Origin of the sequence: Hymenobacter sp. BT559, assembly GCF_016427535.1 — a bacterium.
GTDB lineage: Bacteria > Bacteroidota > Bacteroidia > Cytophagales > Hymenobacteraceae > Hymenobacter.
Genome location: NZ_JAELXV010000004.1, coordinates 177,107 through 193,348, shown reverse-complemented (window position 1 = coordinate 193,348; position 16,242 = coordinate 177,107). Strand labels below are relative to the sequence as shown.

General features: G+C 59.1%; 14 protein-coding genes. 10 read left to right on the top strand and 4 right to left on the bottom strand.

What is annotated here, in order from left to right; genetic code table 11:
• Positions 1-39: 39 nt before the first annotated feature.
• The 3 genes from JAO77_RS15325 to JAO77_RS15315 all read left to right on the top strand — a co-directional run bounded on the left by JAO77_RS15325 (position 40) and on the right by JAO77_RS15315 (position 2,105).
• On the top strand, positions 40-528 hold the full coding sequence (locus JAO77_RS15325; RefSeq protein WP_370550223.1) for a GNAT family N-acetyltransferase: 489 nt from the start codon (positions 40-42) through the stop codon (positions 526-528).
• Between the two features lie 12 nt (positions 529-540).
• Positions 541-1,617 (top strand): ACR3 family arsenite efflux transporter, encoded by a 1,077-nt coding sequence (gene arsB, locus JAO77_RS15320; protein ID WP_198991256.1) that lies wholly within the window; start codon positions 541-543, stop codon positions 1,615-1,617.
• 68 nt (positions 1,618-1,685) lie between these two features.
• Positions 1,686-2,105, top strand: a complete 420-nt coding sequence (locus JAO77_RS15315) for an arsenate reductase ArsC (protein WP_198991255.1) — start codon at positions 1,686-1,688, stop codon at positions 2,103-2,105.
• Positions 2,106-2,198: 93 nt separating this feature from the next.
• On the opposite strand, the gene JAO77_RS15310 is transcribed toward JAO77_RS15315, so the two are convergent.
• Entirely contained in the window at positions 2,199-3,857 is a 1,659-nt protein-coding gene (locus JAO77_RS15310) for a catalase (protein ID WP_198991254.1), read from the bottom strand.
• A 248-nt stretch (positions 3,858-4,105) separates the two neighbouring features.
• Here JAO77_RS15310 and JAO77_RS15305 point away from each other — a divergent pair, with 248 nt between their 5' ends.
• Positions 4,106-4,861, top strand: coding sequence for a nucleotidyltransferase domain-containing protein (locus tag JAO77_RS15305; RefSeq protein ID WP_198991253.1), 756 nt, complete (start codon positions 4,106-4,108; stop codon positions 4,859-4,861).
• A gap of 110 nt (positions 4,862-4,971) precedes the next feature.
• Here the strand turns inward: JAO77_RS15305 and JAO77_RS15300 are convergent, their stop codons facing one another.
• Positions 4,972-7,134, bottom strand: coding sequence for a TonB-dependent receptor plug domain-containing protein (locus JAO77_RS15300; protein ID WP_198991252.1), 2,163 nt, complete (start codon positions 7,132-7,134; stop codon positions 4,972-4,974).
• Positions 7,135-7,322: 188 nt separating this feature from the next.
• Between JAO77_RS15300 and JAO77_RS15295 the strand changes: the two genes are divergently transcribed.
• The 3 genes from JAO77_RS15295 (at position 7,323) to JAO77_RS15285 (ending at position 10,367) form a co-directional block, all read left to right on the top strand.
• Complete coding sequence (locus JAO77_RS15295) at positions 7,323-8,408, top strand: DNA polymerase beta superfamily protein (RefSeq protein WP_198991251.1); 1,086 nt, start codon at positions 7,323-7,325, stop codon at positions 8,406-8,408.
• Between the two features lie 218 nt (positions 8,409-8,626).
• A complete protein-coding gene (locus tag JAO77_RS15290; protein ID WP_198991250.1) occupies positions 8,627-9,589 on the top strand; it encodes a TIGR01777 family oxidoreductase in 963 nt (320 codons plus the stop codon).
• Positions 9,590-9,821: 232 nt separating this feature from the next.
• Positions 9,822-10,367 carry a GbsR/MarR family transcriptional regulator gene (locus JAO77_RS15285; RefSeq protein ID WP_235998450.1) on the top strand — a complete coding sequence of 182 codons (546 nt, stop codon included), beginning with the start codon at positions 9,822-9,824 and terminating at the stop codon, positions 10,365-10,367.
• Positions 10,368-10,478: 111 nt separating this feature from the next.
• Here the strand turns inward: JAO77_RS15285 and JAO77_RS15280 are convergent, their stop codons facing one another.
• Positions 10,479-12,071 carry a glycoside hydrolase family 32 protein gene (locus tag JAO77_RS15280; RefSeq protein WP_198991249.1) on the bottom strand — a complete coding sequence of 531 codons (1,593 nt, stop codon included), beginning with the start codon at positions 12,069-12,071 and terminating at the stop codon, positions 10,479-10,481.
• Positions 12,072-12,261: 190 nt separating this feature from the next.
• Here JAO77_RS15280 and JAO77_RS15275 point away from each other — a divergent pair, with 190 nt between their 5' ends.
• A complete protein-coding gene (locus JAO77_RS15275; RefSeq protein WP_198991248.1) occupies positions 12,262-13,248 on the top strand; it encodes an acyl-ACP desaturase in 987 nt (328 codons plus the stop codon).
• Between the two features lie 188 nt (positions 13,249-13,436).
• On the opposite strand, the gene JAO77_RS15270 is transcribed toward JAO77_RS15275, so the two are convergent.
• Positions 13,437-13,718 (bottom strand): DUF427 domain-containing protein, encoded by a 282-nt coding sequence (locus JAO77_RS15270; RefSeq protein ID WP_198991247.1) that lies wholly within the window; start codon positions 13,716-13,718, stop codon positions 13,437-13,439.
• A 139-nt stretch (positions 13,719-13,857) separates the two neighbouring features.
• Here JAO77_RS15270 and JAO77_RS15265 point away from each other — a divergent pair, with 139 nt between their 5' ends.
• Complete coding sequence (locus tag JAO77_RS15265; RefSeq protein ID WP_198991246.1) at positions 13,858-14,967, top strand: vWA domain-containing protein; 1,110 nt, start codon at positions 13,858-13,860, stop codon at positions 14,965-14,967.
• Positions 14,968-15,201: 234 nt separating this feature from the next.
• The gene (locus tag JAO77_RS15260) at positions 15,202-16,203 is read left to right on the top strand and encodes a hypothetical protein (protein ID WP_198991245.1); all 1,002 of its coding nucleotides are present in this window, start codon (positions 15,202-15,204) and stop codon (positions 16,201-16,203) included.
• Positions 16,204-16,242: the final 39 nt, after the last annotated feature.

Sequence of the window (16,242 nt, the reverse complement as noted above, 5' to 3'; positions counted from 1 at the left end):
TAATTGTTTGTAAAAGTTTCTAAGCAAGTGGTTTTCGGTATGATGCACTTGCAGATAGAGCCTCTGCTACCAACGCATTGGCCCGCCGTGCGTGCCATTTATGAGCAGGGTATCGCTACTGGCCAAGCCACTTTTACCACCGAATCGCCCAGCTGGGAGGAATGGGACCGCAGCCGCTTGGTAGCTATGGCCGATGCCGGCCTGGTAGTGGGCTGGGCGGCTTTGTCGCCCGTATCGAGCCGCTGCGTTTACGCGGGCGTGGCTGAGGTAAGCATCTACATAGCGGCTGGGGACCGAGGCCGGGGCGTGGGCCGGCAACTGTTGGCCGCCCTCGTGGCTGAGTCGGAAGTGCACGGCTTGTGGACACTGCAAGCCGGCATTTTTGCCGAAAACCAGGCCAGCGTGCGGCTGCACGGGGCCCTAGGATTCCGGGTAGTGGGCCGGCGCGAACGCATTGGCTGCCTGGCTGGTATCTGGCGCGATACGCTGCTACTAGAGCGGCGCAGTCAACGCGTAGGCGTGGCTTAACAACTTGTACGCATGGAAATTACTCAACAAGCTGCCCCGCCCGCTACGGCGGTGGCTGAGAAGAAATTGTCGGGCCTCGACCGGGGCCTCACGCTCTGGATATTCCTGGCCATGGCCCTAGGGGTGGCCCTAGGTTACTTTGTACCAGGTAGCAGCAAGGCCATCAATTATTTCTCGGTCGGAACGGTAAACGTGCCGCTGGCCCTCGGCCTCATCCTGATGATGTACCCGCCGCTGGCCAAGGTGAAGTACGAGCAGCTGCCGGTGGTTTTTCGCAACACGCGCATCATCGGGCTCTCCTTATTTCTAAACTGGATACTAGGGCCAGTGCTTATGTTTTTGCTGGCCGTCTGGCTCTTGCCTGACAAACCGGAGTACATGATGGGGCTGATTCTCATTGGTATTGCTCGTTGCATTGCGATGGTGTTAGTCTGGAATGACCTGGCCGATGGCAGCCGGGAGTACGCGGCCGGGCTGGTAGCGCTCAACTCCATTTTTCAGGTGCTTTTCTATAGTGTGCTGACGTGGCTGTTCATCACGGTGCTGCCGCCCTATTTTGGCCTGAAGGGCTATGCGGTGCACATCGGCATCGGCGCTATTGCCCAGAGCGTGCTCATTTACCTAGGTATTCCGTTTGCGGCGGGCTTTCTCTCGCGCCTGGTTCTGCGCCGCCTGAAGGGCGACGCGTGGTACGAAAATGTCTACTTGCCCGCCATCAGCCCCGTAACGTTGGTGGCTTTGTTGCTCACCATCGTAGTCATGTTCAGCCTGAAAGGTGATACTATCGTGCGTATTCCGCTCGACGTGCTACGCATCGCGCTGCCCCTGGCCTTGTATTTCGGTATCATGTTCGTGCTCAGTTTCGCGGCAGGTAAGTACCTAGGGGCCGGCTATGCTGAGAACGCTAGCATCGCCTTCACGGCTACCGGCAACAACTTCGAGTTGGCGATTGCCGTGGCTATTGGGGTATTTGGTCTGAATTCGGGCCAGGCCTTCGCCGGGGTCATCGGCCCGCTGATAGAGGTGCCGGCGCTGATTGCGCTAGTCAACCTGGCATTCTGGTTTCGGCGGCGCTGGTACCAGGCGTAAGACATTCGGGGTAGTAACGCTTCGCATTACTGGTTCCATAACTTTCCAACCTGACTATTATCAATCATATGGCTCCTAAAAATATCCTGGTGCTCTGCACGGGTAATTCGTGCCGCAGCCAGCTGCTGCACGGCTACCTCCAGCAACTCTTGGGTGAGAAAGCCCATGTTTATTCGGCCGGGGTAGAGGTGCACGGCCTGAATCCCCGCGCCGTGCGCGTGATGGCCGAAGACGGCGTAGACATCAGCCAGCACACCAGCAACCACGTGGAGGAATATGCCCAGGTGCCCTTCGACTACGTGCTGACCGTATGTGACCACGCCAACGAGGTGTGCCCGGTATTTCCGTCGTCGGCGCAGAAACTGCACCACAATTTTCCTGACCCTGCCAAGGCCACTGGCAGCGAGGAGGACATAATGCAGCAGTTTCGCCACGTGCGCGGCCAGGTAAAGCAGTACGCGCAGGAGTTTGCTGAGGCTAATTTTTAAGTATCAGCATAATACCAAAAAAACGCCGCCCCGTTGCCAGGGCGGCGTTCTTGGTTCCAGGGCCGCCGCGGGCGGACCTAGGGATGCTTCAAACTAGTAGGGCTTGGCATCGTGCGCCACTTCCTCTGCCTGAGCCACCGCTGCGGCGGCCTGGCCTTCGTTGTACTGGTTGCCACCGTCGGCGTTGGCATTAGCCGCCTTGAGGCCGTCGGCCAGGCGCTGGCCCCAGTCGGCGTCGCAGTTGGTGCACAGCTCAATCATCTTGTCCTGCACCACTTTGGCGGCGTCGGTGAGCGCGCCTATCATGTTGTTAACGAGGTCGTCGCGCTCCCAGTCTTCGTGCTGGCGGTAGCGGTCACCGGCTTGGCCGAAGTTGTTGGTGCGGTCGATAGTCTGGCGCACCAGCTTGGCAGCGTACGAAGGCGTGTGGTCGGGGCCCTGTGAGGGCGACTCCTTCAGGCCGTTGAGGCTGCTGGGCTCGTAGTTGACGTGCAGGTTCTGGCCGGGGGCTGCGTCCACGTGATACGCCATCTGGCCATCGCGCTGGTTGGTAGCCACGTGCTTTTTGGGCGCGTTGATGGGTAGCTGCAAGTAGTTAGCGCCCACGCGGTAGCGCTGGGTGTCGGAGTACGAGAAGGTACGGCCTTGCAGCATCTTATCGTCCGAGAAGTCAAGGCCATCCACCAGTACGCCAGTACCGAACGCCGACTGCTCTACTTCAGCGAAGTAGTTTTCGGGGTTGCGGTTCAGCGTCATCATGCCCACGGGCAAGAAGGGGAACTTGTCTTCGGGCCAGATTTTGGTGTCGTCGAGCGGGTCGAAGTCCAGCTCGGGGTGCTCATCGTCCGACATAATCTGAACCGACAACTCCCATTTGGGGAAGTTGCCCTTCTTGATATTGTCGAACAGGTCTTGGGTGGCGTGGTTGAAGTTTTTGGCCTGAATGGCTTCGGCTTCGCTAGCGGTCAGGTTTTTGATGCCCTGCTGCGGCTCCCAGTGGTATTTTACCAGCACGGCTTCGCCCTGCGCGTTCACCCACTTGTAGGTGTTCACGCCCGAGCCTTGCATCTGGCGGTAGTTGGCCGGAATGCCCCAGGGCGAGAATAGGAAGGCCACCATGTGCATGGCCTCGGGGGTGTTGGCGATGAAGTCGAAGATGCGCTCGCCGGTCTGGCGGTTGAATACCGGGTCAGGCTTCTGCGAGTGAATCAGGTCGGGAAACTTGATGGCGTCGCGGATGAAGAACACCTTCAGGTTGTTGCCCACGAGGTCCCAGTTGCCGTCTTCGGTGTAGAATTTCACCGCGAAGCCGCGCGGGTCGCGTAGGGTTTCGGGCGAGTGGCCACCGTGGCCCACCGTCGAGAAGCGTACGAACACGGGGGTTTCTTTGCCCTTGGTATTGAACAGCTTAGCGCGGGTGTACTTCTCGATAGGCTCGCCGCCCACGGTGCCGTAGGCTTCGAATACGCCGTGGGCGCCCGCGCCGCGGGCGTGCACTACGCGCTCGGGTACACGCTCGCGGTCGAAGTGGCTGATTTTCTCGATAAATTGGTAGTTCTCGAGCGTGGCCGGGCCGCGGTTGCCCACGGTGCGCAGGTTTTGGTTGTTCGAAACCGGGTGGCCCTGGCGGGTAGTCAGGGTTTGGGCAGTTTCGCCGCTGGCCGTGCGCTGGTCTTGCGCCGAGCCCACGCCATTAACAGCGGTGCCGCTGCCGTTTTCCGACGAGGTCTGCCCGTTCTGGGGGTTATCCATTGGTATAAAGGGTTAGTGGTTGGGAGGAAATATGGGCAAAGTACCGGCAACTCGCACGTAGGTTTGCGAAAGGCCGCTACAAAATTTTGGCATTCTATTATAAAGGCTATCGACGCTTGAAGTTGTTCAATGCCGGCTAGCGCCGAGGTTGCTCTGTCTAAGACCTAGGACAGCTTTTTGTTTAACGAAATTAGTGATTTTTCTCAGAAAAGACTTTCTAGGCCACTGGCGGGCCTTTTTTTTGTTTAATGATTACACGCATTACTACCGCATTAGCTAGCCTCGAAGCCAAGCAAAACGTCAGAATTTTGTACGCTTGCGAGTCGGGCAGCCGGGCCTGGGGCTTTCCCTCGCCCGACTCCGACTACGACGTGCGCTTTATCTACGTGCACCCGCTCGACTGGTACCTAGGGCTCGACGAAGGCCCCGACACGCTCAATTTTCCCGTCGATGAGGAGCTAGACCTGGCCGGCTGGGAACTGCGCAAAACCCTGCGCCTGCTGCGCGGGAGCAACGCGGCGCTGTTCGAGTGGCTGCAATCGCCTGTTGTGTACCACGAGGCGCCGGGTTTTCAGGCGCAGCTGACGCCGTTGCTCCCGCAGGCATTTAACCTGAAAGCCGGCCTGCACCACTACCTAGGGCAGCTGCGGCGCGGAGTAGAGGAAGAGCTAACCGGCGAAGAGGTGCGCCTAAAACGGCTCTTTTATGCCTTGCGCTCGGCCCTGGCTGCCCGCTGGATACGCGAACGCCACACGCTGCCGCCCATGGAGTTTGCCCCATTGCGCGAGCTGTTGCCGATGAGCTTGCACGGTGTTGTAGAGGAGCTGCTGGCGCAAAAGGCTCATTCTAACGAGAAAACGATGGTGGCCCGACCGGCTGCGCTGGTCGCCTTCCTAGGAGAAGAGTACGCAGCCGGGCAGGCGGCGCAGGCGGCGTTGCCGGTAGCCAGGGCTTCTGGGCTGAATGAGGCGCTGGATGCGGTGCTGCAAGCCTGGGTGAAGTAGCTTGGACTTTGTAGTCCGAGCGCTCGCGGAGCGAGCATCCACGCTAGAACGGTACAGACGCCAGATGCTCGCTCCGCGAGCGCTCGGACTACAAAGTCCAAGCTACTGCGCTACTGCCCGAAGCGCCAGTTGAGCGACAGATTCACTACCCGCCCCTCTACTGGTGCCCACAGCTCGCGAAAGATGGGGCTGCTGTAGCTACCGCCCACGGGAAGCACCACGCGCTCGCGGCGGGTTTGGCGGTAGTCGAACACGTTTTCGGCATTGAGCACTACCGTCCAGGGGCCGGTGCGGTAGCGCAGCAGCGCCGCCACGATGGGGTAGCCGGGGGTAGTAGTGCCGTCGGATAGGTATTGTTGGCCGGTATAGCTGGCCTCGATGCCGGCGCCGAAGTGCTCGCTGAATTCCTGCACGGCCACGGCCGCAAACTTGTGCCGGGCTGCCAGCTCCACATTGGGATTCACGGGGTCGTAGAGGCGGCGGGCGTAGGTAAACACGTACCCTAGGTACAGCTCGGTCTCGTGGGCGCGCAGGCGCACGTAGGTTTCGAGGCCCTTCGTAACGACGGGCGAGCCGGCATTTTGCCAGGTAAGCGGGCCGCTGCCGGGCTGGTAGCTGGCCGAGCCGGGGCCGCCCACGATGCCGCCATCGGGCAAGATGAGCGGGTTTTGAAGTCGCGTGTAGAAGAACGACTGGTTGAGATTCAGCACCGTTTCGGGCCCGAAGCGGTGCTCGTAGTTTACGTCGCCGTTGAGGCCCTGCGAGGTTTCGGCCCGCAGGCCGCGTAGTGGCTGCACCTGCGGGTAGTCGCGCTCGTCGAGGCTATTGACGTAGGGCACCGGCACCCGGTACCCTAGGCCGCCGTTGAGGCGGGCCGTGAACCGCTCGGTAACGTGCCACAGCGCCGAGAGACGCGGCAGCACAAAGCCGCCGTAGGGGTTGTGGTGGTCGTAGCGCAGGCCGGCTTGCAAGTTAAAGCGCGGCGTGGGCGTCCAATTATCCTGGGCAAAAACGCCGACCGTATTATAGGTATACGTGCTCAGCAGTGGCGTGGCGCTGCCAGCAGCGTTGCGCAGCAATTCGCCGTTGATGTTCACGCCGGCCACGATAGTATTGCCGCGGCCTAGGTCGTGCAAGTAGCTGGCTTCGGTGTAATAGGTGGTTTGGTTAGCTTTGAACGCCACCGTGTTAGTCAGTACATCGCGCCCGAAATTGGTAATTGCGCCCTTCAGTGTAAGGCGGCCCGTGCCCACGCTGTCGTTAGTATAAATGGCATCGACGGTGTGGCGCTGGCTGGCGTTATTCACGAAATACGTAGTGCCGCCCAGCGCCTCCGCTTGGTTGCGCAGGGTGTTTTGGTAGCCGCCGCGTCGGCTCTCGAAGGTACCGGTGTAGCCCACGGCCAACTGGCTGTGCGCGTTGGGGTAATAAAACAGCCTAGGGTGCACCGTGAAGTTACGCACGCGGGGCACGTCCACGAAGCTGTCGCCGTCCACGTCCACGTCTTGCTGCCGCGTGAGGCCCGCAAATACCGAGTAGCCGAAGCGCTGCCCGCGCTGCGCGGCGAAGCCATTGAGGTTGGTTTCGCGCAGAGTACTTTGGTTGAGCGTGGCCGTAAACTGCGACTTGCCTAGGGTAGGTGTTTTACTTACCAGGTTGACCAGGCCCGCAATAGCTCCGCCGCCAAACAGCGTCGAGTTCGAGCCTTTCAGCAGCTCTATCTGCCTAAGGTCGAGCGGCGGCACCGACAAGATGCCGAAGCTGCCCGCAAAGCCGCCGTACAGCGGCAATCCATCGCGCAAAATCTGCGAATACTGCCCCTGCAAGCCCTGAATGCGCAAGTCGGCATTGCCGGTAGTGGGCGAGGTAGGCTGAATCTGGGTGCCCGCAAAGTCGCCGAGCAGGCTGGCAATGTTGCCGGGCTTGATGCCGTTTTCCTCTTGCATTTCCTCCTCGCCCAGCACCTCAATGCGCTCGGGCTGGTCTTCGATGCGCGAGTTGGTGCGGGTGGCCGTGACGACCACTTCGTCGATTTCGGCGGCGCTCGGGGCCAGCAGCAGGGTAGTAGGCGCGCCGCCCGCCGCAGGGGCCGCCACGGTGCGCGGCTTGTACCCTAGGGCCTCTATGCGCAGCCGGGTGCCCGCGACCGGCGCAGGCGTCAGCTGCACCGCACCGGTGGCATCGGTAGTGCCGCCCACGCCGGTACCGGGCACGCCCACGCTGGCCCCGATAAGTGGCTGGCGACTAGTCGAGTCACGAAGAAGGAAGCGCAAACTTTGGGCGCGCAAAGTAGCCGGCAGGACTAACAGTAGCCCAAATAGTAAACAGCGTAGCATCAGGGTAAAAAGGCCTAGTAATCGAACCTAGGCAGTGTCCTGCAAAGCACGGTTGGTTCTTTGAGGGAATTATGAAGCGTAGCCAAGAGTGGCTCAGACGGCAAAGTTCAAGCTACTTTGCGCCTATGACCATTGCCGACCTGCGCCAGCAGCGCCTGATACTTTTCGAAGCCGTGAGCGGTAGCCGCGCCTACGGCACTAACCTGCCGCACTCCGATACCGACCTCAAAGGCGTGTTCGTGCTGCCCGAGCATGCATTCTTTGGCCTCGACTACGTGCCGCAGGTAGCTAATGAAACCAACGATGAAGTATTCTACGAACTGCGCCGCTTCGTAGAATTGCTCCTGAAAAACAACCCTACCGTGCTAGAGCTGCTGGGCACGCCGTCCGACTGCATCGTGTACCAGCACCCGCTCTTCGACCAGTTTCGGCCTCAGGATTTTCTATCTAGGCTCTGTAGGCTAAGCTTTGCCGAGTACGCCGTGGCCCAAATTCGCAAGGCCAAGGGCTTGAATAAGAAGATAAACCACCCCGAGCCGCCCGGCCGCAAATCGGTGTTGGATTTCTGCTACGTCACCGTCGGGGCCGGCGCGCAGCCCGCCGAGGTATGGCTGGCCCGCCAAGGCCTCACGGCCGCCCAGTGCGGCCTAGCCAATGTGCCGCATCTCACCGACCTTTATGCGCTGTTCGTGGACCGCACGCCCACCCAGCACCTAGGGTACCGCGGCCTCGTGCGCGACCCCGATACCAGCCAGGACGTGCAGCTCTCGGCCGTGCCGAAAGGGGAGGAGCCGGTGGCGTATTTGTCCTTCAACCGCAACGGCTACAGTTCCTACTGCCGCGTGTTTCGCGAGTATTGGGAGTGGGTCGAAAAGCGCAACAAAGAGCGCTACGCCAACACCGTGCAGCACGGCAAAAACTACGACGCCAAGAATATGCTGCACGTCTTTCGGCTGCTGCAAATGGCTGAGGAAATCGCCCGCACCGGCCAGTTACACGTGCGTCGCCCCAACCGTGAATTCTTGCTGCAAATCCGCCGTGGCGAGTTTGAGTATGCTGAGCTAGTGGCCGAAGCCGAGCAGTTGGTCGAGCGGGTAGAAGCCGCTTTTGCCGCGTCCTCGCTACCCGAAACGCCCAATACGGCGGCCGCTGAGGCAACCTTGCAGCGAGTACGGCAGGAGTACTATTCTTTACATCAAGCTTCCACATGAGGTAAGCGTCTGTCATGCTGAGCTTGCCGAAGCATATTTAGCGCACCGTTGAGGAAATAGTATAGATGCCTCGACAAGCTAACTATGACGAACCTGTGAGGTAAGGTAAAATAAAATGTATCACAAGTTTCAATAATTATTGAAACTTGTGATACATTTGCTTCATCGAAGGCAGTAGTTCTGGCACACTGCTGATTACTAGCCTTTCGCCCCGCCCCATGTCTCAGCCCAAACTCGTTCTTGTCGGTGGAAATGGTTTTCTAGGCCGGCACTTGGCCGCGCATTTTCGAGGGCTGGGCTACCAGGTAGTAAGTATCAGCCGCACCGGTTCCGGCGATGTGCATTGGGATGCCCGCACGCTCGGCCCCTGGGCGCGGGAGCTAGAAGGTGCTGACCTGCTTATAAACTTGGCTGGCCGCTCGGTCGATTGCCGCTACAGCGAAGCCAATCGCCGCGCCATCCTGGCCAGCCGCACCGATAGCACCCGCGTGCTGGGCGAAGCCGTGGCAGCCTGTACCCGGCCACCTAAGGTGTGGCTAAACTCTTCAACGGCTACTATTTACCCCGATACGCGCGGCGACGTACCCGCCAACGTAGAAGCTAACCCCACGCCGGGCGGCCCCTTTTCGGAAGAAGTAGGGCGGGCCTGGGAAGCAGCGTTTTGGGCGGCCCCCGCGCCCGCTACTACGCGCTGCGTGGCCCTGCGTACGGCCATTGTCCTAGGTGCCGATGGTGGCGCGTTTCCGGTAATGGCGCGGCTCGCGCGATTCGGGCTGTGCACGCCGCAAGGCTCCGGCCAGCAGTGGATTAGCTGGCTGCATATCCGTGATTTTTGCCGGGCGGTCGAGTTCCTAGCCCACGCCGACCAACTCAGCGGCCCGGTCAATCTCTGCGCCCCGCACCCGCTGCACAACTGGGAGTTCAACGCTCTGCTGGCCCGCGAACTACGCCCGCTCCTGCGGCTGCCACAGCCCCGGTGGCTGCTTAAAATCGGAGCTTTCGTACTCCGCACCGAAACCGAACTGATTCTCAAAAGCCGCAAGGTGTACCCCGAGCGGTTGCTCGCGGCAGGTTTTCAGTTTGAGTATGAGAATTGTGAAGTAGCGGTGGGGGAATTGTTGCAGACAAGAGATACTACCAGTATGTCGCTAGGCACACTTAGCTCGCGGGGTCATGAGTAAGAAAGGCTGCCTCAATGCTGCGGGGTTTCTGCTGAGCTGTATAGGCTGCTTACTGACGATGACACCCTATATCGGCATTGTCTTTCTACCAGTATCATTTCTAGGTAGTCTATTGGTGTTGTCGTCATCGCTGAGCACTACCCAAAAGGTTGTTTTAGTGATGTTTACTTACCTAACACCCATTGTGCTCTATATTACCATTGCAATCGCTTTACGCTGAATGAGTTGTCAAATGCCACTTGAAAAGTCCACCCAACCCAACCCGTCTGCACCCACCCTCGCCGAAGCCAAAGCCCAATTCATAAACCTCTGGGGTGTATCGGGTACGAGTTGGGGCGTGAGCAAAACCCTGGCCCAGGTGCACGCTCTGCTGCTAGTGTCGCCCCAGGCCCTGAGCACCGAGGACATCATGGAGCAGCTCAGCATCTCGCGGGGCAATGCCAGCCAGACGGTGCGCGAGCTGATTGATTGGGGATTGATATATAAAGAACTGCGTCCCGGCGAGCGTCGCGAGTACTTCGTAGCTGAGAAGGATATACTGCGCGTGACGCAGTGCATCATTGCCGCTCGCAAGCGCCGCGAGCTCGACCAAATGAAGCGCACCCTCGACCAGCTGGCCCAACTGCCCGGCAACGATACTGACCCTGACTACCGCGCCTTCCACACTGTGCTCACCGACATCCAGCAGCTGGCCGATACCTCCGACAAGCTGCTCACCCGCCTTATGAAAGCCGAGCGCAACTGGTTTCTAGACAAGTTCCTGAAGCTGTTTTTGTAAGCCGCTGAAAGTGTTGAATAGCAGTGAGAATACAAGGCCTTTTTTGTTCTACACTCGCTACCTTGTACAGCGGGTGTAGAACGAAAAAGGCCTTATATTCCCTGCCTATTTTTACTTTTCCCAAATTGACTTCATCCCAACCAGCTCCACGTGCGGTAGGGTCAGGGCAGATTCGGCTTGCAGCGTCAGGCCAGTAAAGGGCTCGCTGGGGAAGAAGATGCCCGTCATGCAGGTTAGGCCGCTGTCGGCGAACAACTCGGCAGAGGCAGCATCAACCAGCAGCGTAACCTCTTGGGTGGGACCCGTGGCCAGGCGCGGGGCGCGGGCCACCCGCGCAAAGCCTTTGTCGGCGGGCGCAAAAGCAACGTTGCCTGATTTGCTGCGGTCGATATAATACTCTTTTTTGGCGTGGTCGTAGCCGATGGTCAGGCGCTCGTCGCGGTCGTTGCCGAGCACCACCGACCAATTTTGGGCCCTAGGTACGGTAAAGCTGAGGCGGAAGCGCCCAGTGCGCGTGTTGAGTTGCTTGCCGAGGTCGTAGCGGCCGTTCACGGCTACGTTGCTGAGCGTCAAGGGCTGGTCGTAAAGCTTGGTTAGGCCCGCGATGGGCTGCGAGGCCAGCTGAAGCTGGCCCGCCGCGCTGCGCAGGCGCAGGGTGCGCGGCACGGTCATAGCGCTGCGCCAGGGGCTGGTGGGCACCTGCTGGCCATATTCCCAGTTGCTCATCCAGCCAATGAGCGTAACCGGGCTGCCGGCGGGCAGGTTGGTCCACGTCACGCCGGCATAGTTGTCGGGGCCGTAGTCGAGCCAGCGCGTGCCGGGCTGCGTGGTCCGGAAGGTCTTGCCGTCGAAGCTGCCCACGAAGTACTGCGTGGCCGAGCCACCGTTGGGCCCGCCGGGGTTCATATTGACTATCAGTACGTCGTGCAGCTGGCCCTGCTCGTCGGGCACCCGAATGAGGTCAGGGCACTCCCACACGCCGCCGTGGCCCCCTAGGGTGCGGCCAAAGTCGCTTTCCTTGGTCCAGGCCAACAGGTTTTTGGAAGAGTAAAACTCAATGTGGTCGTGGGCCGATAAGGCCATCAGCCACTTCTTGCCGGGCGCGTACCAACTCACCTTGGGGTCGCGGAAGTCGCGGCTGCCTTGGTTTTTGAGCACCGGGTTCTGGGCGTATTTCGTCCAGGTTTGGCCGTGGTCGAGGCTGTAGGCGAGGCTCTGGTTCTCGACATCCTGGCGGCCTAGCTTTTCCTTGCGTTCGCTGTGGCTGGTGTAGAGGGCCACCAGCGCCGGGCGGCCGGGCTGGCCTAGGCCGCTGGTATTTTGAGCATCGAGCACGGCGCTGCCCGAAAAAATCAGCCCTAGGCTATCGGGCGCTATAGCCGTGGGCTGCTGCTGCCAGTGCACGAGATCGGTGCTGGTGGCGTGGCCCCAATGGATGTTGCCGGCCACCGGCGCCGTGGGGTTTTGCTGAAAAAACAGGTGGTAGGTGCCATTCTCGTACACTAGCCCGTTGGGGTCGTTCATCCAATTTTCTTTGGGCGAAAAGTGGAACTGCGGCCGGTACGGCTCGTGGTAAAAAGCGGGCTTGGCGCTGGGCGAGGAGGCCGCCGCGGCCGGCGCTTGGGCCGTAGCCTCGGGGTGTGAGGGTGCCGATTGGCAGGCGGCCAGCGCGGCGAGGGCCAGGGCCAGGTATTTTTTGGGCATGGGCGGGGAGAAAGAGCGAGACCTTACTAGCTGAGAAAAAGCAAGGTAGTGCTAAGCACAGCAATAAGCTGCTACCCTAGGGGCCCGCCGCCGCACAAATGCCCTAATCATGTACGGCATCAATTCAACTAAAAGCGGACCTTCGTGTGTTCTATTCACTGCCCGCTCATGTGCAGTGCCCTTATATCTTATGACACTTCCTGAAAACCTTCTTATTTCGCGCGGCGAAGTACTTGAGCAACTCGAAGGTTACCTGAAAGACAATATCTACGAGTTTCTGAAGCCCGTGGAAAAAAGCTGGCAGCCTGCCGATTTTCTGCCCGATTCGCGCCGCGATACCTTCTTCGACGAAGTAAAGGAATTGCGCGAGAAAGCCGCCGCCCTGCCCTACGACCTGCTGGCCGTGCTCATCGGCGATACCATCACCGAGGAGGCGCTGCCCAACTACGAGGCGTGGTTTCATGAGATTGATAACATGAACCGCGACGATAACAACGGGTGGGCGAAGTGGATTCGGGGCTGGACGGCCGAGGAAAACCGCCACGGCGACCTGCTCAACCGCTACCTCTACCTCTGCGGCCGCGTAAACATGCGCGAGTTTGAGATTTCGACGCAGCACCTCATCAACGACGGCTTTGACCTAGGTATGGCGCACGACCCGTACAAGTCGTTTGTGTACACCAGCTACCAGGAAATGGCCACCAACGTGTCGCACCGCCGCGTGGGCCAGCTGGCCCGCACCGCCGGCGACGACCAGCTTTCCAAGATTTGTGGCATGATTGCAGGCGACGAAAACCGCCACGCCCGCGCCTACAAGACCTTCGTGGACAAGATTTTTGAGCTCGACCCTAGCGAGATGATGCTGGCCTTTGAGGAAATGATGCGCAAAAAAATCGTGATGCCCGCCCACTACATGCGCGAGATGGGCGTGGACATCGGCAAGACCTTTGGCCACTTCACCGACGCTGCCCAGCGCCTAGGAGTGTACACCAGCAACGACTACACCGAGATTCTGGACACGCTCATCAGCGACTGGAAAATCGCCGACCGCACTGGCCTCACGCCGGCCGCCGAAAAGGGCCGTGACTACCTCATGGCCCTGCCCGCCCGCCTGCGCCGCGTGAGCGACCGCATGCCCGTGCCCAAGCTGGAGTACCAGTTTAAGTGGATTAGCTAGGCAATAGCCTACCTAGGAGCGTATTATAAAAGCCCCGGCTGCCCCGTGCAGCCGGGGCTTTTGGCTGCACAGGGGCGCGGCACAACCACCTAGGGATTGCCGCGTTAGGCGTTATTTTGAACAGCCTCCTTATAAAAAAGGCCAGCTGCATACCTCGCAGGCGGCCTTTTTTATGCGATAAGCACGTACTATTCCTCTATCTTCACGCCTTTCCAGAAGGCGACCCGACCTTTTATTTTTTCGGCGGCGGGGCTGGTTTCGGGGTAGTACCAGGCGGCGTCTTTGTTCAGCTCATCTGCTACGCGCAGCGAGTAGTAACTAGCGCGGCCCTTCCAGGGGCAGGTGGTGTGGGCAATGCTGTCCTCGAAGTACTCTTGCTTAATAGAGTCGGCGGGGAAATAGTGGTTGTTTTCAACAACTATGGTGTCGTCGCTCTCGGCCACGACGGTGTTGTTCCAAATAGCTTTCATCGAAATGGGGTAAAGGGAGCTTGGGTGAGGCGCGGCTCAAAAGCTGACCTAGGGCGCACTACTGCTCGCTCTAGGTTCTCAAATTGAACATTGCCGCCGCGGAGCTTGTTTTCTTGGCCTATACGTTATTACCCCTTCTATGGCTCTCGGCGTCCGCTTTCGTGATTTTGTGCCCGATGAAAATTCGGGCGATAAAGGCTTTGAGCAGCTGCTCAAGCTGTTTATGCAATTAATAACCATTACCAGCGGTGATGTAGGGGAGGCGTTGCAGTGGCTCAATGAGCTCGACAAGCAGTACGGCCTCACCGACGATGACTACGGCATGGGCAACTTTATCGAAGACCTCAAGAAAAAGGGGTATATCGATGAAAATGAGCAGGAGCGGGGCGAGCTAAAAATCACGGCCAAGACCGAGCAGAAAATTCGGAAATCGGCGCTGGAAGAAATTTTTGGCAAGCTCAAGAAAAGCAGCACCGGCAACCACCGCACGCCCCAAACCGGGCAGGGCGACGAGCAAAGCACCGACCTGCGCGAGTTCCGCTTCGGCGACTCGCTCGAGCAGATTCAGATGTCCGAGTCCATCCGCAATGCCCAGCTCAACCACGGCATGGAGGGCGACAACTTTATGCTGACCGAGGGCGACCTAGAGGTGCGCGAAAACGAGCATAAGTCGCAGACTAGCACGGTGCTGATGATAGATATCTCGCACTCGATGATACTCTATGGCGAAGACCGCATCACGCCTGCTAAAAAGGTGGCGATGGCCTTGGCCGAGCTTGTGAAGCAGAAGTACCCCAAGGACACGCTCGACGTGATTGTATTCGGCAACGACGCCTGGCAGATTGAGGTGAAAGACCTGCCGTACCTGCAAGTAGGCCCTTATCACACCAATACCGTAGCTGGCCTAGAGCTGGCGATGGACCTGCTGCGCAAGCGAAAAACGCCCAACAAGCAGATATTTATGATAACCGACGGCAAGCCCACTTGCTTGAAAGAGCCCGGCGGCTATTATAAAAACTCGTTTGGCCTTGACCGCAAGGTGGTCAACAAGACCCTGAACCTGGCCGCAGCCGCCCGCCGCGTCAAGATTCCGATTACCACTTTCATGATTACCTCCGACCCGTACCTGCAAAAGTTCGTGGAGGAATTTACGGAGGTCAACCAAGGCAAGGCCTACTATTCGGGCCTGAAGGGCCTAGGGCATCTGGTATTTGAAGACTACAAGAAAAACCGGCGCAAGTCGCTGTAAGGTGCTTTCTTAAGTAAGAAGAATGATGGGGCAGCTTCCTTTTGGGAAGCTGCCCTTTTTCGTGCTCAGTCCTAAGCGAGCCGGGCAACTGCCCAGCTAAGTAGGGCGGCTGCAGGTGCTACTACTTGCGTCAAGTTGACCTAGGGCGCACAGCTGGGCGGGCTGTAGTGCAATTCTGTATTGTAATAGCAACCTCTATATTTAGGCCCTCATTCCTTCCCTGGCCCTAGCTCTATGCGAAACCTCTCCCTTCTCACGCGCCCAAGCACCTTGCTCACCGCAGCAGCACTATGTTTTGCCGTGCTCTCCTGCGATAGCAAGCCAGAGTCCGCGGCCGAAACCGGCTCTTCGGACACGTCGAAGGCTGCCGATAGTGTTGGCGCCGACGAGGGAAAATCGACCGCTACCACTACCTCGAGCGCCCGGCCGGCCTTCAACTACCCCGCGCCCAAGCCTGTAGGAGGCAAGCTACGAGGCGTAGTAGAGCTCGGGGCCAGCGGCTTCAACTCCTTTGTGGTGCGTACCGATGCCCGCCGCAATTGGGAGCTGCAGAAGGCCGAGTTCGACAACAGCCTGCTGATGGAAAACCTGGCTACGAACGAAGAAATTCGGCGGGGACTGCGCGCCTACATCGCCAATATGCTGGATTACGGTGTGGGCGGTAAGGATATTCACTTCGTAGTAAGCTCGGGGGCACTCAAGATGGCGGCCACCCACCGCATTGCCAAGGAGCTAACCCAAATGGGCTACGTGGTAAACCGCATGACCCCCGAAAAAGAAGCGGCCCTGGGCCTCAGCGTGGCCATGCCGGCGCCTTTCAGCGAGCGGGCCTTCGTGGTGGACATTGGCTCGGGTGGCACCGAGATTTCGTGGGTGGCCGACGGCAAGCCACAGTCGGTGAGTACCTTCGGCTCGAAATACTACGAGTATGGGGCGGCCGATGATGTAGTGGCCGCCGATGTAAAAGCCAAGGCCCAGCAGGTGCCTGCCAAGCTGCGCCAAACCTGCTTTATCATTGGCGGGGTGCCCTACGAAATGGCCAAGCAAGTGCGCCAGGGCAAGGAGCGATATACCGTGCTCGACGTGCCCAGCGCGTATCAATTTGATAAAGCCAAGACTAAGGCCGGGCTGGTTATTTACCGCTCTTTAGCCGAAGCCACTGGCTGCAAGCAGTTTGTATTTGACTGGGACGCTAACTTTACCATTGGCTACCTACTCTCGTTGCCGCCGCAGTAGGGGCGCGGGCAGTAGCAATTGGGGCGTGGTGCTGGGCAG